This window comes from Nocardiopsis sp. NPDC058789 (genome assembly GCF_042745575.1).
In the GTDB taxonomy this organism is placed as follows: Bacteria; Actinomycetota; Actinomycetes; order Streptosporangiales; family Streptosporangiaceae; genus Nocardiopsis; species Nocardiopsis eucommiae.
In genome coordinates this window covers 1-18,984 of record NZ_JBHYOW010000024.1, presented here as the reverse complement: position 1 = coordinate 18,984, position 18,984 = coordinate 1, and the positions used below count along the sequence as shown (strand labels likewise).

Genomic DNA, 18,984 nt, shown 5'->3' with positions numbered 1-18,984 from the left:
CCGGTCAGCGCTCCCACCTCGTCGGACGGGGCCGCCCCGGTGGTGGGGCGGCCCCGTCCGACGGGTGGGCGCGGGGTCAGGCCCCGGTGGTGGTCCGGCCGTCGTCGGCGGCGGGGGCGCGCCCGTCGTCGGCGGCGCGCAGACCCAGGCGGCCCCGCGTGGCCAGGGCGAGGATCGCGGCGACGGTCAGGACGGCCGTGACCTCGAACACCCCGGCGGGGTCACCCACCAGCATGCCCTTGAGCCCGGAGACGACGTTGACGGCGGCGTGGGCGATCACTGCGGCGAGGACCCCGCCCCGGGCGGAGTTGAAGACGTGGCCCATGACGACGGTGAGGCCGACGCAGAGCAGGGCGTACGCGGGGAAGTTCACCTCGGACTGGATGGTGCCCGCCATGTCGAAGAGGGGGGCGTGCCACACGGCCCAGACGGCGCCGAGGGTCACGTTGGCGGCCAGCGGGGGGAGCGATCCCTGGAGGCGGGGGAGGGCGAACCCGCGCCAGCCCAGTTCCTCGTTGCCGCCGCCGACCAGCGCGATGAGCAGGAACTGGACCGGTACGCCCAGGAGCGCGGCCCGCAGCGCCGCCTCCTCGACCTCGGCCGTCCCCAGGTACACGGGGAGGGCTGCCGAACCGGCGATGGCCGCGACGATCAGCACGGTGACGGCGTAGGGGCGGAGGCCGCCCCGGCGGCCGAGGGAGTGGCGCCGGAACAGGGCGCCCACTCCGGCACGCCCCTGCGTGAAGGCGGTGACGACGATGGCGGCCACCATCGGGCCGAAGGCTCCGACGAGGACGGCGGGGGTCGGGTCGCCCCCGTCGAGGAAGCGGGGGATGAGCCACCAGGCGGCCCAGGAGAAGGCGAAGGTGACGACCAGGAAGGCGGTGAGGCCGCGCGGGTCGACGGCGGTGGTGCGCGAGGGGTCGGGGGCGGTGACGGGGGCGGAGGTGTGCGGACGGATGGAGGGGGTCTCTGTTGCCATGCCGAGAAACATACACTGTTGGAGAGCATCCGACAACGTATGATTCCTTGTATGCTGTTGGACATGGACGAACAGCCCCCCGGACAGCGGATCGACAGCGTCTTCCACCGGACCCCGCGCCGTCGGCGTTCCCCACCCGCGCTCAGCAGGGACCGCATCGTCACGGCGACCATCACCCTGCTCGACCGCGAGGGCTCCTCCGCGCTGACCATGCGCAGGGTGGCCGCCGAGCTCGGCGTGCACGCGACCAGCCTCTACTGGTACGTGGAGCGCCGGGAGGACCTCGTGGACCTGGCCGTGGACGAGGTCCTGGCCGGGGCCGCCGCCGCGCCGCCCGCCACCGACCTGCCCTGGGACACGGCGGTCAGGGAGACCGCCCGACGCTTCTACGCGGCGCTGACCGAGCACACCTGGGCCGCCGAGTTCGCCGGTTCGCGCCCCCTCGTCGGGCCGAACGCGGTCGCGCTGTCGAGACGGATCATCGAGGCCCTCGGGGAGCTCGGCGGCGGAGAGGAGCGCCGGGCGGTCGCGATCCGGGCGATCTCCAACCAGATCCTCGGAGCGGCCACCTCCGCCGTCGCGATGCGCGTGGCCAAGGAGGGCCGGGCCGACGAACACGGGGGCGCCCTGGCCACGGCGGTGTCGGAGGCCGACACCCTGGCCGTGGAGCACACCTTCTTCGACCAGGCACTGGACCTGGTCCTGCTGGGGATCAGGACCAGCGAGGAGGCCTGAGGGCACCGGAAGTCCGGCCGGTCGACACGGCGATTCGGCGAGATGTCGACGAAGCGCCCTGTCGATGCGAGGGCGGAGCCGGTGCGGCGCTCCGGCGTCCAGGGGGCCGGGGTCACACCGACCACGAGACACTCCTCGCCCCGGGCTCGGCGGTGACGCTCCCACCACGTGGTGGCCACGGGGGCGCCCCGTGGCCACTGCCGATCGGGAGCGCCGACGCGGGCCGTCCGGTCCCGGAAACGGCGGAGGCCCCGCTCCTCCCTGGGGGGAGCGGGGCCTCCGGGATCCCGGGGGGTCAGCCGGTGTAGTTGGGGTCCTGCTCGATCGGGGCGACCGGACCGGCCTCGTCAACGGGGTCCGACGGCTTCGGCTCGACCGGCCCGGACGTGGGCTCCTCGGGAGCGGGCTCCGCCGGGGCCGGAGTGGGCTCCTCGACCGAGGGGTCCTCCGGGGCGACCGGGCCCGGGGCCTCCGAGGGGGCTTCGGGAGCGGGGAGCACCGGGGAGTCGTCCGACGCGAACGCCGGGGCGGTGCCGAAGAAGGCGGCCGCCATCGCGGCGACGATGAGCACTCGGGACTTCACGCGCATGGTTGACCTCTTGTCGTGTGTTCGGGTGTCCGCTCGGGGAGCGGTCAATCGTTGATCTCGACCGGGGTGCCGATCGGCAGGCGCTCGGCCATCCAGGTGACGTCGTCGTTGGACACTCGGACGCAGCCATGGCTGACCTCGCCGCCCAGGCCCGACTCGTCGTCGGTGCCGTGCAGGCCCAGCTGGCCGGGACCGCCCGCGAAGCTCTCCAGGGTGTCGGAGTGCCCGCTGAGGCCGAAGGCGAAGGCCCCGTACTCGCCGTCGGGGTCCGAGGGCCGCAGCAGCTCGGTGACGTAGTACTCACCGGGCGGCGTCGGGTGGTCTCCCGTGCCGATACCGATCGGGCCGGACAGGACCTCCTCCTCGCCCTCGGTGACGGTGAAGGAGAACTCCGCCATGTCGACCACCACGCGGTACGCCGTGACGGTGATCGCGACGTCGTCGGCCTCGATCCAGCCCGTGGAGCCGTTGGGCCGTACCGGCAGGAGCACCTCCAGCCACGCGCCCCGGTCCTCCTGGACGAGGAAGGCCCGGTCCGCGCCGAAGTCGTTCGGGCTGGCGAGGGTGTGCACGACCTCGCCGCCTCCCGGCTCGGAACGCACCTCGATCTCGTCCGTGAGCGCCGTCGCGATCCGGGCGCCCTCGGGTGCCGTCGACTCCTCGGCGCGCACCGTCGCCTCGGGGGTCTCCTCCCGAGGCTCCGCCGACGAGCAGGCGGGCACGGCGGCCAGAACGGCGACGGCGGCCAGGAAGGGAAGTCTCCCGACGGTTCCACCGGGTATCAGGGATCGGCGCATGGGGTCCATCCGGTCGAGGGAGTCCGGCGGGTCTCTCCGCGCCGGACACCATGAAGCGTGGCCGAGCGATGTGAAGAACCCGTGTTGCCGCCGTGTGTGTCCCGTGTGGTGACCTGCGAGGTCCCGGAACACCCTCGTCAGCCCAGTTGGCGGCGGTCGTACGATCGTCGGTGTCGGGGGTGCCTCCCATCCCCGCACGGCGAACGGAGGCCCTTCACGTGTGCGCGCATGTCCTGGTGGCCGAGGACGACGTGAACCAGGCCGAACTGATCCGGCGCTACCTGGAGCACGAGGGCCACGCCGTCCGCGTGGTCCACAACGGACGATCCGTACTGGACGAACACCACCGCGACCGCCCCGACCTGATCGTGATGGACGTGATGATGCCGGTGATGAGCGGGTTGGAGGCGTGCAGGGTGCTGCGGGCCGAGTCCGACGTGGCCGTGCTGCTGCTGACCGCCCGGTCCACCGAGGAGGACCTGCTCACCGGACTGGACCTGGGCGCGGACGACTACGTCACCAAGCCCTACAGCCCGCGCGAGCTGATGGCGCGGGTACGCACCCTGCTGCGCCGCTCACGTACCCCGGTCCGGGACGAGGAGCGGGTGCTGCAGGCAGGCCCGATCACCGTCGACCCGGCCCGCCACACGGTGCGGGTCGACGGGGAACCGGTGGGGTGCACCCCCGTGGAGTTCCAGCTGCTCCAGGCACTGGCGGTCCGGCCCGGCCGGGTGCTGAGCCGGGCCCAGCTGTTGGAACTCATCCACGGGATCAGCGGCTACATCACCAAGCGCACCATCGACGTCCATGTGAAGAACCTGCGCCGCAAGATCGAGCCCGACCCCCGGAAGCCGGTCAGGCTGGTCACCGTCTACGGGGTCGGCTACAAGCTCGCGGTGCCCGAACGTGCCCGCTGACCGGCCGCGCGGGGGAGAGCGGTGGGCCTCCCTGCGGCACGGCCTGCTGTTCCGTCTGCTGGCGGGTTCGGTCCTGGTGGCGGTCTGCTCGATCACCGCGACAGCCTGGCTGTCGGTGCAGCGGACCTCGGAGTCCATCACCACCCAACAGGGGGACACCCTGACGGTGGACACCCACATCCACGACACCCTCGTCGGCTACGCGGCGGCCCACCGCGACTGGTCGGCGGTGGCGGAGACCGTCGACGCCCTGGCCGAGGAGACCGGTCGCCGGGTCGTCCTCACCACCGAGGGCCGGTCGGTGATCGCCGACTCCGCCGCGGACACCCCGGCGCTGCCCACCCGGACCTCGTCGGTGGTGGACCCGCTGGCTGTCGACGTGACCCTGGTCGCCGGGAACGGAGACCGCATCGACCCGCGCGCGGTGGGCCCCTTCGCCCTGAAGGAGGAGGAGCGCGGGACGCTGCGCGACCGGGCGGAACAGGGGGTGTCCTGCCTGGAGTCCCTCTACGGCCTCCCAGCCGAGGTGGTGACCGGTCCGGGCGGGCGCCCGGCGGTCGAGGCGGAGGGCGGGGACGCCCACGCGTGGGCCGACTGCGGCCTGGAGGCTCTGGACCAACCGGTCGGAGGTGAGGTGGAGGCGCTGGCCGACCTCAACGCGCGGGCCTCGGACTGCGGCGATCCCGAGGCGAACCTCGAATACGTGATGGACGGCCGCACCGGGGGTCTCGTGATCACGGGGAGTCCGCACGTACCGGTGCCGGTCCCGGGGCCGGACGAGGCCCGCCCACCGGCCGCCCCGGAGGACCCGGCCGTTCCCGCCCCGGAGGAACCCTCGGAGGCCGCCGATCCGGGAGCGGAGGTCCCGCTCCCCGAACCGACACACCCGGGCGAGGAGGAACCCGTCGTCCCCCCACAGGCACCGGGTCCCGTCCTGCCGGGCGAGATGCCGACCGAGGCCCCACCGGACCGGCCGTCGCCCGGTGAGGTCGAGCCGGCCCCCGGCGCCGAGAGTCTCACGTGGTCGACGGTCGAGCTGGGACCGGAGGAGGCCGCCTGTCTGGACGCCGCCCGGCGCGCCCAGCTCGACCCCCACGTGGCGCCCGCCGCGCTGCTGTTCATCGACGACCCCGAGGAGGGGCCGGAGGCGGGACTGTCACTGTCCCGTGACGGCGCCCTGCGCCTGGGTGGCGTGGTGCTGCTGATCCTGGTGTTGACCGTGGTGGTGAGCACGACCATCGCGACCCGACTCCTGCGCCCGGTGCGCGCGCTCACCGACGCCGTGAACCACATGAGGCGAGGCGGTGGCCCCACCACCCGTGTGGAGGTCCGCGACGCCGGGGAGATCGGCCGCCTCGCGGAGGCGTTCAACGAGATGTCCGAGCACCTGGAGCGGGCCGAGGACCAGCGCAAGGCGATGGTGAGCGACGTGTCGCACGAGCTGAGGACACCGCTGAGCAACCTGCGGGGCTGGTTGGAGGCGGTCCAGGACGGGGTGGTCGATCCCGATCCGGCCCGCGTGGAGATGCTCCTGGGGGAGACCCTGCTGCTCCAGGCGGTCATCGACGACCTCCAGGACCTCGCGCTGGCCGACGCCGGACGCCTCCGCCTGTCCCCGGAACCGGTGGAGATCGGTCCCCTCGTGGGCCAGGTGGTCTCGGGCCACGGGCTGCGCGCGGAGGAGGCCGGGGTGCGACTGGTCGACGAGGCACGCGACGTGACCCTCGTCGCGGACCGCACCCGGATGCTCCAGGTGTTGGGGAACCTGGTCGGCAACGCGGTGCGGCACACCCCGGAAGGCGGGACGGTCACCGTGCGGGCGTACCGGGCGGGCCCGGACGCGGTGATCCGGGTGATCGACACCGGAGTCGGCATCGCGGAGGAGGACCTGCCACACGTCTTCGACCGGTTCTGGCGTGCGGACCGTTCCCGCAACCGGCGTACCGGGGGCAGCGGCCTCGGGCTGGCCATCGTGCGTGGACTCGTGGAGCTGCACGGCGGTTCGGTGACGGCGGACAGCACGGTCGGGAAGGGCACCGCCTTCACCCTCCGCCTGCCCCTCGGCGGCCCCGCCGACACCGACAAGTCGACATGACGACTCGACGCGGTGTCGACACAGCGCCTCATCGACCCGGTCAGTCCGCCTGCCCGCGCGTCCCGGGCCTGATGAGAAGCACGGCGATCACCAGGGCGACGGCCAGCAGACCGGCGCTGGCGAGGAGGGCGACCGCGTAGCCGTGGGTCAGCCCGGCCGCCGAACCCGGACCGCCGTGCGCGGCGGTGGCCGAGACCGTGACCACGTTGAGCGCGGAGAGCCCCACCGCCCCGCCGATCTGGCGGAACGTGTTGGTCAGCGCGCTGGCCACGCCGGTGTCCTCGACCGCCACCCCGTCCAGCGTGGCCTTGGTGATCGTGGTCAGGGCCGCGCCGACTCCCAGGCCGACCGCCAGCTGGGCGGGCAGCACCAGCGTCACGAACCCGCTCCCGGGGGTGAGGGTCGCCAACCAGGCGAGGCCCGAGGCTCCGGACAGGAGTCCCAGGATCATGATCGTCCTCGGGCTCACCCGGGTCATGATCCGGCCCGCGCCCAGGGAGCCGAAGAGGATGCCGATCCCGCTGGGAACGAACGCCAGCCCGGTCATCAGCGGCGAGTACCCCCGCACGGCCTGGAGGTAGTAGGTGAGGACCAGGAAGAAGCCCAGGAGGGCCGCACCGACCAGGAGGACGATGAGATAGGCGCCGCCGCGCGCGCGGTCCGCCACGACGCGCAGGGGGAGCAGGGGGTGCGCCGTCCGGCTCTCGATCAGGACGAACAGTCCGAGCATGGCCAGCCCGAGCGCGCCGAAGGCCAGGGGAGCGGGTTCCCGCCAACCCGCCCCTGCCGCCAGGGAGACCCCGTAGACCAGCGATCCGACGCCCAGGGCGGCCGTGACCGCGCCGGGTACGTCGTAGCGCCGCACCCCGGAGGACCGGCTCTCGGTCAGGAGGAGGAGCGCCGGGACCAGCACGGCGACGGTGAGGGGCAGGTTGAGCAGCAGACACCAGCGCCAGGAGCCGTACTCCGTCAGGACGCCGCCCAGCACCATGCCGAGCACCGCCCCCGTGCCGACCGCCGCGCCGAAGACACCGAAGGCCCTGGCCCGGGCCTCGGGCTCGGTGAAGGTCGTGGCCAGCAGGGAGAGCGCGGCGGGAGCCACCAGGGCTGCGGAGAGCCCCTGCGCCGCGCGTGCGGCCACCAGCATCACCTCTCCGTTGGCGAGCCCTCCGACGGTGGCGGCGGTCGCGAGTCCCACGAGTCCGGTCAGCAGGACCCGTTTGCGGCCGAGCAGGTCGGCCAGCCGCCCGCCCAGCAGGAGGAAACCGCCGAAGGTCAGCGTGAAGGCGACCACCACCCACTGGCGGCTCGTGTCGGACATGCCCAGCGACTCCTGCGCCGAGGGCAGGGCGATGGTCATGAGGCTGGCGTCCAGGACCACCAGCATCTGCGCGCAGACGAGCACCGCCAGGATCGGCCAGCGCGGGGGAGTCCGCCGAACCGTGGCGTCGTCGTGGGTGTCCGGTCCGGTCATCTGGGTCCCCAAACTCTGAGAGGTAGCGACGCGGCTGACTTTATAACAGAGTGTTGAAAAGTACGAAGGCCACTTTCGGCGCCACTGGAAGGGGCCCGTGCCCGGCACTGGGGATAGCCTCCAATCGGAGACGGAGCAGGGCGGCGGAGAAGGGGAGACCACATGAGCGCGCGCAGGGGACCGGAGGCCCAGGGGGCCTCCTCCGCGCCACGGATGGGCCGTCCTCCCTCCGCCGACCGGGAGGCGATCGTCCGGGCCGCGATCGAGATCGGCTTCAGCGGCCTGACCATGGCGGCCGTGGGAAAGCGCGTCGGCGTCTCCCACTCCACGCTCTACTACTACTTCCGGGGACGACGACAGCTCGCCGCGGCGGCGGTCGACCACGCGATCGACGCGATCGACTGGCCCCCGGCGGGAGGCGACTGGAGGGCGTACCTGACGGACACGGCCTGGGCACACTGGAGGCTGTACGCCGCCCACCCCGGCCTCGCCCAGGAGATCACCGCCCTGCGGATCACCGCCCCGGCCCTGGTGCGCCGCAGCAACCGGACCGGCGTCGCCCTGCTCGATCTCGGCTTCCCGCCCGCCGAGACGGCCCTGATCGTGGACATGCTGGCCGAGCTGGTCACCCAGGCCTTCCTCGGGTCGCCTCCGCAGGAGGAGGACGCCGCAGTGCAGGACTCCGGGACCCTCTTCGAGGAAGCGCAACGGCGCCGCCGGGAACTGACGGAGCCCTGGTGGGACCTGTACGACGAGCGCCTGCGCGAGCCACTGGCCGAGGCCATGTCCGGCCCGCCCTCGGCCTGGTTCGAGCGGAAGCTGGCCCTGTTCCTGGACGGCGTCGCCACCCGCCGTCTGGCCGACTGAGAACCCGGGACACGAAAAAGACCCACCAGTGATTCCCGATCGCGCCGGAAGAGCTCCGGAGCCGCCAAGGGTCGATCACCTGCTACAGCTCTCGAAAGGGACCCCTGGAACCCGGGCGAAGCCACTTGGCGCAGGAAATGGGGGACTAGCGTGCACCACTCCCTTGGCCTCCACTAAGAATCCCTGAATTGGCAATACACTGAAACGAAGGATTCTGGGACTTCATCCTAGAAACTCGTAACTACCGATGATCATTCGCCCTCTTGCGATTGCTGCTCTCGTGCCCATCGTGGATCTGGCACCTGCGACCCCCAACCGATACCACAATCCTGCGCCAAGCAGCGAACAGCCGGGGAAGCCTGTCCAGAATTTCGTTGACCTGGGAAATGAACAGAAACAGACATCCGAAGCCAGAGAGCACCATGACCATCATGTCGCCCCAGTCCCACATGGTCATCTCCCTTCTTCTGGCAGTTCGACGCCATGGCGCGCCAATGCGTCGAAGATTTCGTCTGGCCCGCAGTCGATGTGGTCGAAATCGTGGCGACCAGAGCAGTCAGCAGGACATTCGAGTTCCTCGCACATCTCGGGCTCCGGAGAGGAAGATTCGTTAAGCACGTGGTAGACGAGACGGTGTGCGATGAACTCCCTAGCCGAGGACATCTCGAGGTAGAGACGGACCTCGGGCTTGGCGAACGGGCTGTCGGGGGAGTCCGCCAGGTACGGCAACCTCTCCTTTCCGGTCGTAGCCCAGTCAAAGGCCGACTCAAGAGCGACAGCTACCCAGGCGACTTCTTGCGGCGAGAGATCCTTATCGGCGAGAAGGCGGGTAACAGCCTTTGCTGCCCGTGTCGCGTTCATGAGGGAGTTCAGGTACTCCTGCTCGTCTCTTCCCTGGATCAGATCATCCAGGTGCGGTCGGGGAATCTGTTCGGTCAGCTTCGAGTCCCGCTGCCTACGAACCCGAGCGACTAGAGCCGTGAGACAGGGTCGACAACCGTTGAGAGACAGCCCTTCAGCCGATCGAAGTGGAACGCGCAGTCGGGGTTGGGGAAACGGCGAGTCGCAGAAGCAGCAGTGTGTGCCTTCGGTCTGTTGAAGGTTCGGCAAGGAGGGAACCGAGTCCTGGATCTCACCCAGTGCGTAGGCGGGGATGTGCAAGTCTCCTCCAAAGGTCGGGGGGATGGGCACCACCATGTTCACCAGCCGACCGAACCGCTTGTCACAGTTGGTCGCCCAGCCGCGGACTTGCGCGGAATCCACCCAGACAGCACCCCTCCTAGCTCTAGGCTGTTGACAGAAATTGACACCGAGCCTTAGAAGGTTGGCGATGGAGATGACCGTATCCTCCGGACTCCCCGAAGCGAAGCAAGAGCTAGCGGACGCGCTGGATGAGCTCCACCGGGCCACAGGGAGAATCAGCTACCGACGCATCGAGAAACTGACGGCGGGAGATCAGGGCCTACTGGAGGTGAGCCACGAAGCCGCCCGGACCACGATCAAGCTGCTTCGGATGCCCGGGTGGGAGACGCTCGAATCCGTTGTCTCTGTGCTGGCGGACAACTGCCATCCGCCCAGGGGCCGGGAACAAGAGGCTTTCCGTATCCTGCGCCTGTGGCGGGTGGTCAAGGAGGGGGAGTCCGGCGCCTACCTTTCCGCCGAGGAGTTCATACGGACCGAAGGGTGGGGTGGAGAAGACGGGAAATGGACCCCGGAGATGGTTTCCGGGGTCATGGTCAATCCTTTCAACGCCATCGAGATCGACCCCTCACTCGCGGTCCCGCACGACCCCCTGATCTCTGAGGACACATGGGTCGAGGTCGCCAAGCGCACCATCGACGACATGGGGCTTGACTTCTTCCTGCGAGCACTCCTTCGCTCGCTGAAGGGTGACTACGTAGGTGCGGCTGAAGGAACACCGTACGGCTACCAGGACCCTCAGCACGAGGTACAGGAGGCCCTCGAGATCATGAACTACTGCAACAGCCAGATCCTTCACCGATTGCGGTCAGAACCCAATCTGCTGGCTCGCTCCTTCCATACGTTTCACTCCGACGACACGATCGACCCGGAGGAGAAGGCCGAGGTACTTCGAGCTGAGAGCGATCAAAGCCTGCTCCGGGAAGCCTTGAGTGTTACACCTGAAACGTGGCACGAGGTCTCCGAGGAAGCACACTTCCTGGTATTTCATTACCTCATCAAGGAGGGTAGGACAGTGGGACGCCCCTCGTTCCCGCCAGAGCAGAGGTTCCAGATCACCTGGCGGGTTCCATAAGCCGGTTGCTAGCCAATGAAGCACTCAGGTCCACGCATCGCGGGGGAATCGTCAGCCTCATCAGGCAACGACTGTAGGACCTACCAGCGGCAGTGGACCTGATGACGGCCGCCCGTGCCCCTGCACATGGGACGAACGATGGCCTACGAGCTTGCCAGACGCGGTGAGTTCCCCTGTCGGCTGCTCCGCCTACCGAGTGTCACGGCGGAGCTCCTGGAGCTGCTGAGCGTGCCCCTGCCCGAGCGGGGGTGACCGGCTACAGTCAAGTCGACATAGCGATTCGATCTGTTGTCGACTTGGCGTCCTGTCGGGTACCGCTCAGTGCCGGGGGAGCACAGGCTCGGACAGGGGATGCCGTGGGGTCCCACAGTCAGAAAGACGGTCAAAAAGAAGAGCCCTGCTCTCCAAGGTGGAGAACAAGGCTCTGAACTGCACAAACTGTGTGGGCGTACCAGGACTTGAACCTGGGGCCTCATCCTTATCAGGGATGCGCTCTAACCGACTGAGCTATACGCCCGCGTTCCGTCAGGAACTCTACCGCATCCGGAGGGGCGGAGCGAACCGGAATCCTCGGGGTGGGGAGGAGGTGCGCGGCCCGGCCGCGTCCCTCTTCACCTTCGATTTTAGCGGGCTTCGGGAGTGCTCGGGACGCGTCGGGCCCGGCACCTCGGAGAGGTGCCGGGCCCGGACGGGGAGGCGGGCTACTCGGCCTCGGAGAGCGTGACGTCCACGCCGCCGACCAGGTCGGAGACCAGGTTGTAGAGCATCGCGCCCACCGTGGACAGGGCGGTGATCAGCACGACGTTCAGCGCGCCGATCACACCCGTGTAGCCCAGCACACGGCCCGGGGAGAACCAGGCGGCCGGGTTCAGGCCCAGCTCGTCCTCTCCGCCGTCGCCCTCCAGGAGGGCGCTGATCATGTTGGTGAGTTCGTCGAACACACCCAGCATCGACAGGGTCGCGTAGATCACCGCGACGGCGACGAACAGGATGATGAAGCAGACGAGGGAGACCACGAAGGCGAACTTCATGACCGACCACGGCTCCACGCGGGAGACGGTCAGGTGAGCCTTGCGGCTCGCCAGGGTCGCCTTCACCGCGCTCGGTCCCGCCGGGGTGGGATCCCCCTCGGGCTCGGACGCCGACTCGGTCACCTGGGGCTCCGCGATGGTGGCCTCCGAGGAGCCCTCAGCGGTCTCCCCCGCCGTCTCCACGTCCGCGTCACCGGCGGTGGCATCCGCGTCGGACTCGTTGCTGGTGTTCCGCTGGTTCTCAGACATAGAAGCGCTACCGCTGGACTTTCGTTGAGACGGGTCGATCCGTGTGTCCCGTGGGGCCGTCGAAACGCACCCCACGGGACGTACTGGTCTTAACGCGCAGTCTAGGCGTCAGGGTTGCCTTCGCCCGCGACCTGCTCGACCGTGTCGGCGTTGGCGGCCTCGACGGCGTCCGCGACCTCCTCGGCCTCGGCCTCCTCGGCGGCCTCGGCGTTCGCGGCGACGGCCACGATCTTGTTGCCCTTGTCCAGGTTCATCAGCCGGACACCCATGGTGGTACGCCCGGACCGCTTGACCTCGGCGGCACCGGTGCGGATGACCCCGCCGGCGGAGGTGATCGCGAAGATCTCGTCCACCTCCGGGTCCACCATGAGGGCGCCGACCAGCTTGCCCCGGGCCTCCACGACCTTGGCCGTCAGCACGCCCTTGCCGCCGCGGTTCTGCACCGGGTACTGCTCCGAGGGGGTCCGCTTGGCGTACCCGTTCTCGGTGGTGACCAGCACGTCGGAGGAGCCGTCGTCGGGGCGGATGACGTCCATGGAGAGCAGGTAGTCGCCCTCCAGGAACCGCATGCCGATCACACCGCTGGTCGCGCGGCCCATGGGCCGCAGCGACTCGTCGGAGGCCGGGAAGCGGATCGCCTGGGCGTCACTGGAGATCAGCAGCAGGTCGTCGTCGGCGAAGACCAGGCGCGCCGCGATCAGCTCGTCCTCCTCGCGGAGGTTGATCGCGATGATGCCCGCCGCGCGCGCGGAGTCGAAGTCCTCCAGGCGCGACTTCTTCACCAGGCCCTCGCGGGTGGCCAGCACCAGGTACGGCGCCGCCTCGTAGTCGCGCAGCGCCATGATCTGCGCGATCTCCTCGCCCGGCTGGAAGGGCAGCAGGTTGGCGACGTGCTGGCCGCGGGCGTCGCGAGCGGCCTCCGGCAGCTCGTAGGCCTTCGTCCGGTACACCCGGCCCTGGTTCGTGAAGCACAGGATCCAGTGGTGGGTGGTGGTGACGAAGAAGTGCTGGACGATGTCGTCCTGCTTGAGCTGGGCACCCCGCACGCCCTTGCCGCCGCGCTTCTGCGCGCGGTAGTTGTCGATGCGGGTGCGCTTGGCGTACCCACCGCGGGAGATCGTGACGACCACGTCCTCCTCCGCGATGAAGTCCTCCATACGCATGTCACCCTCGAACGGGATGATGTGCGTGCGTCGCTCGTCGCCGTACTTGTCGACGATCTCGCCCAGCTCCTCGCGGATGATGGTCCGCTGGCGGGAGTCCGAGCCGAGGATGTCGTTGTAGTCGGTGATGAGCGCCATGAGCTCGTCGTACTCGGCGGTGAGGGCGTTGCGCTCCAGAGCCGCCAGCTTGCGCAGCTGCATGTCGAGGATGGCGCGGGCCTGGATGTCGTCGATCTCCAGCAGACCCATCAGGCCGGTGCGCGCGTCGTCGGCCGAGGCGCTGCTCCGGATGAGGCTGATGACCTCGTCGATCCGGTCCATCGCCCGGAGGAGGGCACGCAGGATGTGCGCCCGCTCCTCGGCCTTGCGCAGCAGGTACTTCGTCCGGCGGACGATGACCTCGACCTGGTGCTTGACCCAGTGGCGGATCATCTGGTCCAGGCGCAGGGTGCGCGGCACCCCGTCGACCAGGGCCAGCATGTTCGCGCCGAAGGTCTCCTGGAGCTGGGTGTGCTTGTACAGGTTGTTCAGCACGACCTTGGCGACGGCGTCGCGCTTGAGCACGATGACCAGGCGCTGACCGGTACGGCCGCTGCTCTCGTCGCGCACGTCCGCGATGCCGGTGATCTTGCCGTCCTTGACCAGGTCGGCGATCTTCAGCGCCAGGTTGTCCGGGTTGACCTGGTAGGGCAGCTCGGTGATGACCAGGGTCTGGCGTCCCCGGCCGTCCTCCTCGACCTCGACCACGGCGCGCATGGTGATGGAGCCGCGCCCGGTCCGGTAGGCCTCCTCGATGCCGCGCTTGCCCACGATGAGTCCGCGCGTGGGGAAGTCGGGGCCCTTGACACGGGCGATGAGCTGGTCGAGCAGCTCCTCGTCCTCGGCCTCGGGGTTGTCGAGGTACCAGTTGACGCCGTCCGCGACCTCGCGCAGGTTGTGCGGCGGGATGTTGGTGGCCATGCCGACCGCGATGCCCGAGGAGCCGTTGACCAGCAGGTTCGGGAAGCGGGCGGGCAGCACGACGGGCTCGGAGGAGCGGCCGTCGTAGTTGGGCCGGAAGTCGACGGTCTCCTTGTCGATGTCCCGGAGCATCTCCATGGCCAGCGGCGCGAGCTTGCACTCGGTGTAGCGCATGGCGGCCGCCGGGTCGTTGCCCGGTGAACCGAAGTTGCCGTTCGGGTCGACCAGCGGCATCCGCATCGACCACCACTGGGCCAGGCGGACCAGGGTGTCGTAGATGGCGCTGTCACCGTGCGGGTGGTAGTTGCCCATCACGTCGCCGACGACGCGGGCGCACTTGAAGTAACCGCGGTCGGGACGGTAGCCGCCGTCGTACATCGCGTACAGCACGCGCTGGTGGACCGGCTTGAGCCCGTCACGGACGTCGGGGAGGGCCCGGCCGACGATGACCGACATCGCGTAGTCGAGGTAGCTGCGCTGCATCTCGACCTGGATGTCGACGGGTTCGATCCGGTCGGTCACGCGCGAGAGGGACTCGACACTGGAGTCCCCGCCCTCAGGGGCGTCGGGGTTGTTCGCATCCGTCACGGATGTCGATCCCTTCTACGAGGCTTGCTTGGGGCACGGGTGGGAACGGGGGACCTAGATGTCCAGGAAGCGGACGTCCTTGGCGTTGCGCTGGATGAAGGCGCGCCGGGACTCGACGTCCTCACCCATGAGCACGCTGAACATCTCGTCGGCCTGGGCCGCGTCCTCCAGGTTGACCTGGTCGAGCACGCGGCGGTCCGGGTCCATCGTGGTGTCCCACAGCTCGTTGGCGTTCATCTCGCCCAGACCCTTGAAGCGCTGCACCATGTCGCGCGGGCGCGGGTCCCTCTTGCCCTCGGCGATCCCGGCCTCGATGACCCGGTCGCGCTCGGCGTCGGAAAAGGCGTAGCTCGCGTCGCTGCCCTTCTGGTCCCACTTGATCTTGTAGAGCGGCGGGCGCGCCAGGTAGACGTTCCCGGCCTCGACCAGCGGCTTCATGAAGCGGAACAGCAGGGTGAGCAGCAGCGTCCGGATGTGCTGACCGTCGACGTCCGCGTCGGCCATCAGGATGATCTTGTGGTACCGCAGCTTCTCGGCGTCGAACTCCTCGTGGATACCGGTGCCCAGGGCGGTGATGATCGCCTGGACCTCGTTGTTCTTGAGGATGCGGTCGATCCGCGACTTCTCGACGTTCAGGATCTTGCCGCGAATGGGCAGGATGGCCTGGTTGTGCGGGTTGCGACCACCCTTGGCGGAGCCACCGGCCGAGTCACCCTCGACGATGTAGACCTCGCACTCCTCCGGGTTCGTGGACTGGCAGTCCGACAGCTTGCCCGGGAGGGAGGTGGTCTCGAGGAGGGTCTTGCGGCGGGTGAGGTCGCGGGCCTGGCGGGCGGCCACGCGGGCGCGGGCGGCCTGGCTGGCCTTGGACACGATGTCCTTGGCCTCGCCGGGGTTGCGCTCGAACCAGTCGCGCAGGTGCTCGTTGGTGACCTTCTGGACGAACGACTTGGCCTCGGTGTTGCCGAGCTTCGTCTTGGTCTGGCCCTCGAACTGCGGGTCCGCGAGCTTGACCGAGATGATCGCGGTCAGGCCCTCGCGGATGTCGTCGCCGGTGAGGTTGTCCTCCTTGTCGCGCAGCAGCTTCTGGTCACGGGCGTACCGGTTGACCAGAGTGGTGAGCGCGGAGCGAAAACCCTCCTCGTGGGTGCCGCCCTCCGCCGTGTTGATGGTGTTGGCGAAGGTGTGCACGGACGAGGTGTAGGACTGGTTCCACTGCATGGCAATCTCGACCGCGATGCCGTCGCCGTCCTCCTCGAAGGAGATGATCGACGCGTGCGCCGGCTCCTTCTTGGCGTTGATGTGCCGAACGTAGTCCGACAGCCCCTCCTCGTAGTGGAAGGTGTTGACCACGGGACCGTCGTCGGTGTGGTCGGGCCGCTCGTCGCGGATGGTGATGGACAGCCCCTTGTTGAGGAAGGCCATCTCCTGCATCCGGCGGGCCAGCGTCTCGAACGAGTACGTGGTGGTCTCGAAGATGTCGCCGTCGGCCCAGAAGGTGATCTCGGTGCCGGTCTCGTCGGTCTCCTCGGCCTTGACGAGCTCACCCGTGGGCGCGGTCATCTCGTAGTGCTGGCGCCAGACGTGCCCCTGCTGGCGGATCTCCACGTCGAGCGCCGTGGACAGCGCGTTGACGACGGAGATGCCGACGCCGTGCAGACCGCCGGAGACCGCGTAGGACTTGCCGTCGAACTTTCCGCCCGCGTGCAGCGTCGTGAGGACGACCTCGACCGCGGGGCGCTGCTCCACGGGGTGGATGCCGACCGGGATGCCCCGGCCGTTGTCGGCCACCCTGATCCCGCCGTCGGCGAGCAGGGTCACCTCGATGGCGTCGGCGTGACCCGCCAGCGCCTCGTCGACCGAGTTGTCGACCACCTCGTAGACCAGGTGATGCAGACCCCGCTCACCGGTGGAGCCGATGTACATACCCGGGCGCTTGCGTACTGCCTCAAGCCCTTCGAGAACCGTGATTGATCCTGCGTCGTAGGCCAAGTGGGAACACCCTCCTGCTGGGGACGCCTGTCGGCAGTGGCCGAGCGGACGACGGTCAACCCACGACAGGGTGATCGGAGGGCCGACTTGCCGCGACACCTGGGGGATCACCGTTCGCCGCACGGGCCGTCCGCCCACCCTCTACATGGGAGCGTGATACCGGCTACAGGCGTCTGAAGAACCGTCTCCATGATACCCCGCCCAGTGCGACAAAGTGGCATTCGCGGCCCTGTGCCGCTCCAGAACGAACGTTCGGGGCGGGACCCGAGTCCCTACACGCGGGCGACCCCTTGCGCAAGTCCCGGCGCGGTTCAGTGGCCTTCACAGGGCCCCGGCACCCCCACTGGGCCGTGTCGCGGGAGGAGAGGCGTCCCGCGTGACGGGGCACGTGCCCGGAACGGCCACCGAGGACCACACGGGACCCCCAGGTCACAGACGTGTCGGGGCGAGACGGGGCGAACCGGGCGGGGTCACCGACGGCGGAACCCCGGCCCCTTCACCTTGATCGCGATGACGGTGCCGTCACCGAGCTCCTCGTTCAGACGGCGCATCAGATCCCGAACCATCGCTCGCGCGTGGGCCGCCATCGTCGGCGAATCGGCCACCACGACGAGTTCACCCTCCGAATAACTCTCCGGGCGAAGGTGTTCGGCGTTGAAATCACCGACGATGTCGGCCCATCGGCCGAACACGCCGCCGATGGCCACCTGCTCCTGCCAGCCGTGCTCGATCAGCCAGGTGCGCACCGCGTCACCGAACAGCTGGGGCTCGTTCCGTGACCGCAACCGGCCACGCCCGCGCTTCCGGTTCATGCCCCGGGGAACGGCGCCGCGCTCGCGCGCCTCCGCCCGGGCCCGGGCCAGCGCCTGGCGGGCCAGGTCCGCCCCCGAGACCGGAGGAGGCTCCGGGACGTGCGGGGCGGCGCCGTCCACAGGCTGTGGACGGACCGCCTCGGTCGCGTCGGCCAGCGCGTCGCGACCGGCGCCGGTGTCCACAGGCTGTGGACGACCCTCACGCATCCTCGACCACTCCCCGCCGGACCCCGAACCGCGCGCCGTCCAGTTCCTTCGGGATGTCCTCCGCGACCGCCGCCGTCACCAGCACCTGCTCGGTGTCGCGCACCCGCTCGGTCAGCCTGCGGCGGCGCTCGGAGTCCAGCTCCGCGAAGACGTCGTCCAGGATCAGCACCGGATCGTCGCCCTCCTCCCGCAGGAGCTCGAACGCGGCCAGCTTGAGCGAGAGGGCGTAGGACCACGACTCGCCCTGGCTGGCGTACCCCTTGGCGGGCAGGTCACCGAGGTGGAGGTGCAGATCGTCGCGGTGCGGCCCGACCAGGCTGACGCCCCGCTGGAGCTCCCGGTCGCGCGCCCCGGCCATCGCCTCGCGCAGGACGTCCACGAGCTGGGGACGGTCGTGCGGGAGCTCCACCCCCTCCTCGACCGAGGAGCTCCGGTAGCTCGGAACGGCCGGGCCGCCGGAGTCGGTCAGGCCCGCGTAGGAGTGCGCGATCAGCGGGCGCAGTTCCTCCACCAGCGCCAGCCGCGCCGCCAGGAGCTCCGCCCCGGTCTCGGCCAGGTGGGAGTCCCAGACCTCCAGCGTGCTCAGGTCCGGGGTGGCCCGCTGACGCATCCGCGCCGAGGCGGACTTCAGCAGGGCGTTGCGCTGCTTGAGCACCCGCTCGTAGTCGGAGCGCACCCCCGCCATCCGGGGGGCGCGCGCCACCAGGAGGTCGTCGAGGAACCGGCGCCGTTCCCCGGGGTCCCCCTTGACCAGGGCCAGATCCTCCGGGGCGAACAGCACCGTCCGCAGGATGCCCAGTACGTCGCGGGGGCGCCCGGCCGCGCCGCGGTTCACCCTGGCGCGGTTGGCCCGGCCCGGGTTGATCTCCAGGTCCACCAGCATGTCCCGGCCGTCACGGACGACCTTGGCGCTGACGATCGCGCGGGGAGCGCCCTGGCGCACCAGAGGGGTGTCCGAGGACACCCGGTGGCTGCTGAGGCTGGCGACGTAGCCGATCGCCTCGACGAGGTTGGTCTTGCCCTGGCCGTTGGAGCCGACGAACACGCTCACGCCGGGTTCGAGTCGCAGCTGGGCCGTCTCGTAGGAGCGGAAATCGGCCAGTTGCAGGTGGGAGACGTACATCCGGCCTTCCTCCTGGAACGGGGGAGCGGGAACGGTGGGGGAGGGGCGGTGGGAGAACGGTGCCGGGGTGGGGGGGGGGGTGACCCCGCCCCCCCCCGGCGGTGCGGGGGCGGGGCGGCCCGCGCGGC

Annotated in this window: 15 protein-coding genes and 1 tRNA gene; 5 read left to right on the top strand and 11 right to left on the bottom strand. The window is 69.7% G+C overall.

Going from position 1 to position 18,984, the window contains the following annotated elements:
* Nucleotides 1-76: 76 nt before the first annotated feature.
* The gene (locus tag ACFW3L_RS24720; RefSeq protein ID WP_378747077.1) at nt 77-994 is read right to left on the bottom strand and encodes a CPBP family intramembrane glutamic endopeptidase; all 918 of its coding nucleotides are present in this window, start codon (nt 992-994) and stop codon (nt 77-79) included.
* A gap of 39 nt (nt 995-1,033) precedes the next feature.
* Here ACFW3L_RS24720 and ACFW3L_RS24715 point away from each other — a divergent pair, with 39 nt between their 5' ends.
* Entirely contained in the window at nt 1,034-1,717 is a 684-nt protein-coding gene (locus tag ACFW3L_RS24715; protein ID WP_378747076.1) for a TetR/AcrR family transcriptional regulator, read from the top strand.
* 295 nt (nt 1,718-2,012) lie between these two features.
* On the opposite strand, the gene ACFW3L_RS24710 is transcribed toward ACFW3L_RS24715, so the two are convergent.
* Both ACFW3L_RS24710 and ACFW3L_RS24705 read right to left on the bottom strand, forming a co-directional pair.
* On the bottom strand, nt 2,013-2,306 hold the full coding sequence (locus ACFW3L_RS24710; protein WP_378747075.1) for a hypothetical protein: 294 nt from the start codon (nt 2,304-2,306) through the stop codon (nt 2,013-2,015).
* Nucleotides 2,307-2,350: 44 nt separating this feature from the next.
* Entirely contained in the window at nt 2,351-3,112 is a 762-nt protein-coding gene (locus ACFW3L_RS24705) for a L,D-transpeptidase family protein (RefSeq protein ID WP_378747074.1), read from the bottom strand.
* Nucleotides 3,113-3,321: 209 nt separating this feature from the next.
* On the opposite strand from ACFW3L_RS24705, the gene ACFW3L_RS24700 reads away from it, so the two are divergent.
* Both ACFW3L_RS24700 and ACFW3L_RS24695 read left to right on the top strand, forming a co-directional pair.
* Nucleotides 3,322-4,020, top strand: a complete 699-nt coding sequence (locus ACFW3L_RS24700; RefSeq protein ID WP_378747073.1) for a response regulator transcription factor — start codon at nt 3,322-3,324, stop codon at nt 4,018-4,020.
* Nucleotides 4,010-6,115, top strand: coding sequence for an ATP-binding protein (locus ACFW3L_RS24695; protein WP_378747072.1), 2,106 nt, complete (start codon nt 4,010-4,012; stop codon nt 6,113-6,115). The genes ACFW3L_RS24700 and ACFW3L_RS24695 overlap by 11 nt, the downstream gene beginning before the upstream one ends.
* 40 nt (nt 6,116-6,155) lie before the next feature.
* Here the strand turns inward: ACFW3L_RS24695 and ACFW3L_RS24690 are convergent, their stop codons facing one another.
* Complete coding sequence (locus ACFW3L_RS24690) at nt 6,156-7,589, bottom strand: MFS transporter (RefSeq protein WP_378747071.1); 1,434 nt, start codon at nt 7,587-7,589, stop codon at nt 6,156-6,158.
* Between the two features lie 162 nt (nt 7,590-7,751).
* Here ACFW3L_RS24690 and ACFW3L_RS24685 point away from each other — a divergent pair, with 162 nt between their 5' ends.
* Nucleotides 7,752-8,456, top strand: a complete 705-nt coding sequence (locus tag ACFW3L_RS24685; RefSeq protein WP_378747070.1) for a TetR/AcrR family transcriptional regulator — start codon at nt 7,752-7,754, stop codon at nt 8,454-8,456.
* A gap of 453 nt (nt 8,457-8,909) precedes the next feature.
* On the opposite strand, the gene ACFW3L_RS24680 is transcribed toward ACFW3L_RS24685, so the two are convergent.
* On the bottom strand, nt 8,910-9,317 hold the full coding sequence (locus ACFW3L_RS24680; RefSeq protein WP_378747069.1) for a hypothetical protein: 408 nt from the start codon (nt 9,315-9,317) through the stop codon (nt 8,910-8,912).
* A 469-nt stretch (nt 9,318-9,786) separates the two neighbouring features.
* On the opposite strand from ACFW3L_RS24680, the gene ACFW3L_RS24675 reads away from it, so the two are divergent.
* Complete coding sequence (locus ACFW3L_RS24675) at nt 9,787-10,731, top strand: hypothetical protein (RefSeq protein ID WP_378747068.1); 945 nt, start codon at nt 9,787-9,789, stop codon at nt 10,729-10,731.
* A gap of 443 nt (nt 10,732-11,174) precedes the next feature.
* Here the strand turns inward: ACFW3L_RS24675 and ACFW3L_RS24670 are convergent.
* The 6 genes from ACFW3L_RS24670 to recF form a co-directional block, all read right to left on the bottom strand.
* Nucleotides 11,175-11,248 (bottom strand) — tRNA-Ile (locus tag ACFW3L_RS24670).
* Between the two features lie 184 nt (nt 11,249-11,432).
* A complete protein-coding gene (locus ACFW3L_RS24665) occupies nt 11,433-12,011 on the bottom strand; it encodes a DUF3566 domain-containing protein (protein WP_378747067.1) in 579 nt (192 codons plus the stop codon).
* 101 nt (nt 12,012-12,112) lie between these two features.
* Nucleotides 12,113-14,722 carry a DNA gyrase subunit A gene (gene gyrA, locus ACFW3L_RS24660; RefSeq protein ID WP_378747066.1) on the bottom strand — a complete coding sequence of 870 codons (2,610 nt, stop codon included), beginning with the start codon at nt 14,720-14,722 and terminating at the stop codon, nt 12,113-12,115.
* Between the two features lie 54 nt (nt 14,723-14,776).
* Nucleotides 14,777-16,714 carry a DNA topoisomerase (ATP-hydrolyzing) subunit B gene (gyrB, locus tag ACFW3L_RS24655; protein WP_378747065.1) on the bottom strand — a complete coding sequence of 646 codons (1,938 nt, stop codon included), beginning with the start codon at nt 16,712-16,714 and terminating at the stop codon, nt 14,777-14,779.
* 470 nt (nt 16,715-17,184) lie between these two features.
* Nucleotides 17,185-17,733, bottom strand: coding sequence for a DUF721 domain-containing protein (locus ACFW3L_RS24650; protein WP_378747064.1), 549 nt, complete (start codon nt 17,731-17,733; stop codon nt 17,185-17,187).
* Nucleotides 17,726-18,856, bottom strand: a complete 1,131-nt coding sequence (recF, locus tag ACFW3L_RS24645) for a DNA replication/repair protein RecF (RefSeq protein WP_378747063.1) — start codon at nt 18,854-18,856, stop codon at nt 17,726-17,728. Before recF ends, ACFW3L_RS24650 begins: the two co-directional genes overlap by 8 nt.
* Nucleotides 18,857-18,984 lie beyond the last annotated feature (128 nt).

What these genes read in the sequence shown, in the direction of transcription:
- recF (WP_378747063.1), bottom strand. Translation starts at nt 18,856, where the DNA reads ATGTACGTCTCCCACCTGCAACTGGCCGATTTCCGCTCCTACGAGACG.
- ACFW3L_RS24685 (WP_378747070.1), top strand. Translation starts at nt 7,752, where the DNA reads ATGAGCGCGCGCAGGGGACCGGAGGCCCAGGGGGCCTCCTCCGCGCCA.
- ACFW3L_RS24665 (WP_378747067.1), bottom strand. Translation starts at nt 12,011, where the DNA reads ATGTCTGAGAACCAGCGGAACACCAGCAACGAGTCCGACGCGGATGCC.
- ACFW3L_RS24710 (WP_378747075.1), bottom strand. Translation starts at nt 2,306, where the DNA reads ATGCGCGTGAAGTCCCGAGTGCTCATCGTCGCCGCGATGGCGGCCGCC.
- ACFW3L_RS24675 (WP_378747068.1), top strand. Translation starts at nt 9,787, where the DNA reads ATGGAGATGACCGTATCCTCCGGACTCCCCGAAGCGAAGCAAGAGCTA.
- ACFW3L_RS24720 (WP_378747077.1), bottom strand. Translation starts at nt 994, where the DNA reads ATGTTTCTCGGCATGGCAACAGAGACCCCCTCCATCCGTCCGCACACC.
- ACFW3L_RS24690 (WP_378747071.1), bottom strand. Translation starts at nt 7,589, where the DNA reads ATGACCGGACCGGACACCCACGACGACGCCACGGTTCGGCGGACTCCC.
- ACFW3L_RS24650 (WP_378747064.1), bottom strand. Translation starts at nt 17,733, where the DNA reads ATGCGTGAGGGTCGTCCACAGCCTGTGGACACCGGCGCCGGTCGCGAC.
- ACFW3L_RS24715 (WP_378747076.1), top strand. Translation starts at nt 1,034, where the DNA reads ATGCTGTTGGACATGGACGAACAGCCCCCCGGACAGCGGATCGACAGC.
- ACFW3L_RS24680 (WP_378747069.1), bottom strand. Translation starts at nt 9,317, where the DNA reads ATGAACGCGACACGGGCAGCAAAGGCTGTTACCCGCCTTCTCGCCGAT.
- ACFW3L_RS24705 (WP_378747074.1), bottom strand. Translation starts at nt 3,112, where the DNA reads ATGGACCCCATGCGCCGATCCCTGATACCCGGTGGAACCGTCGGGAGA.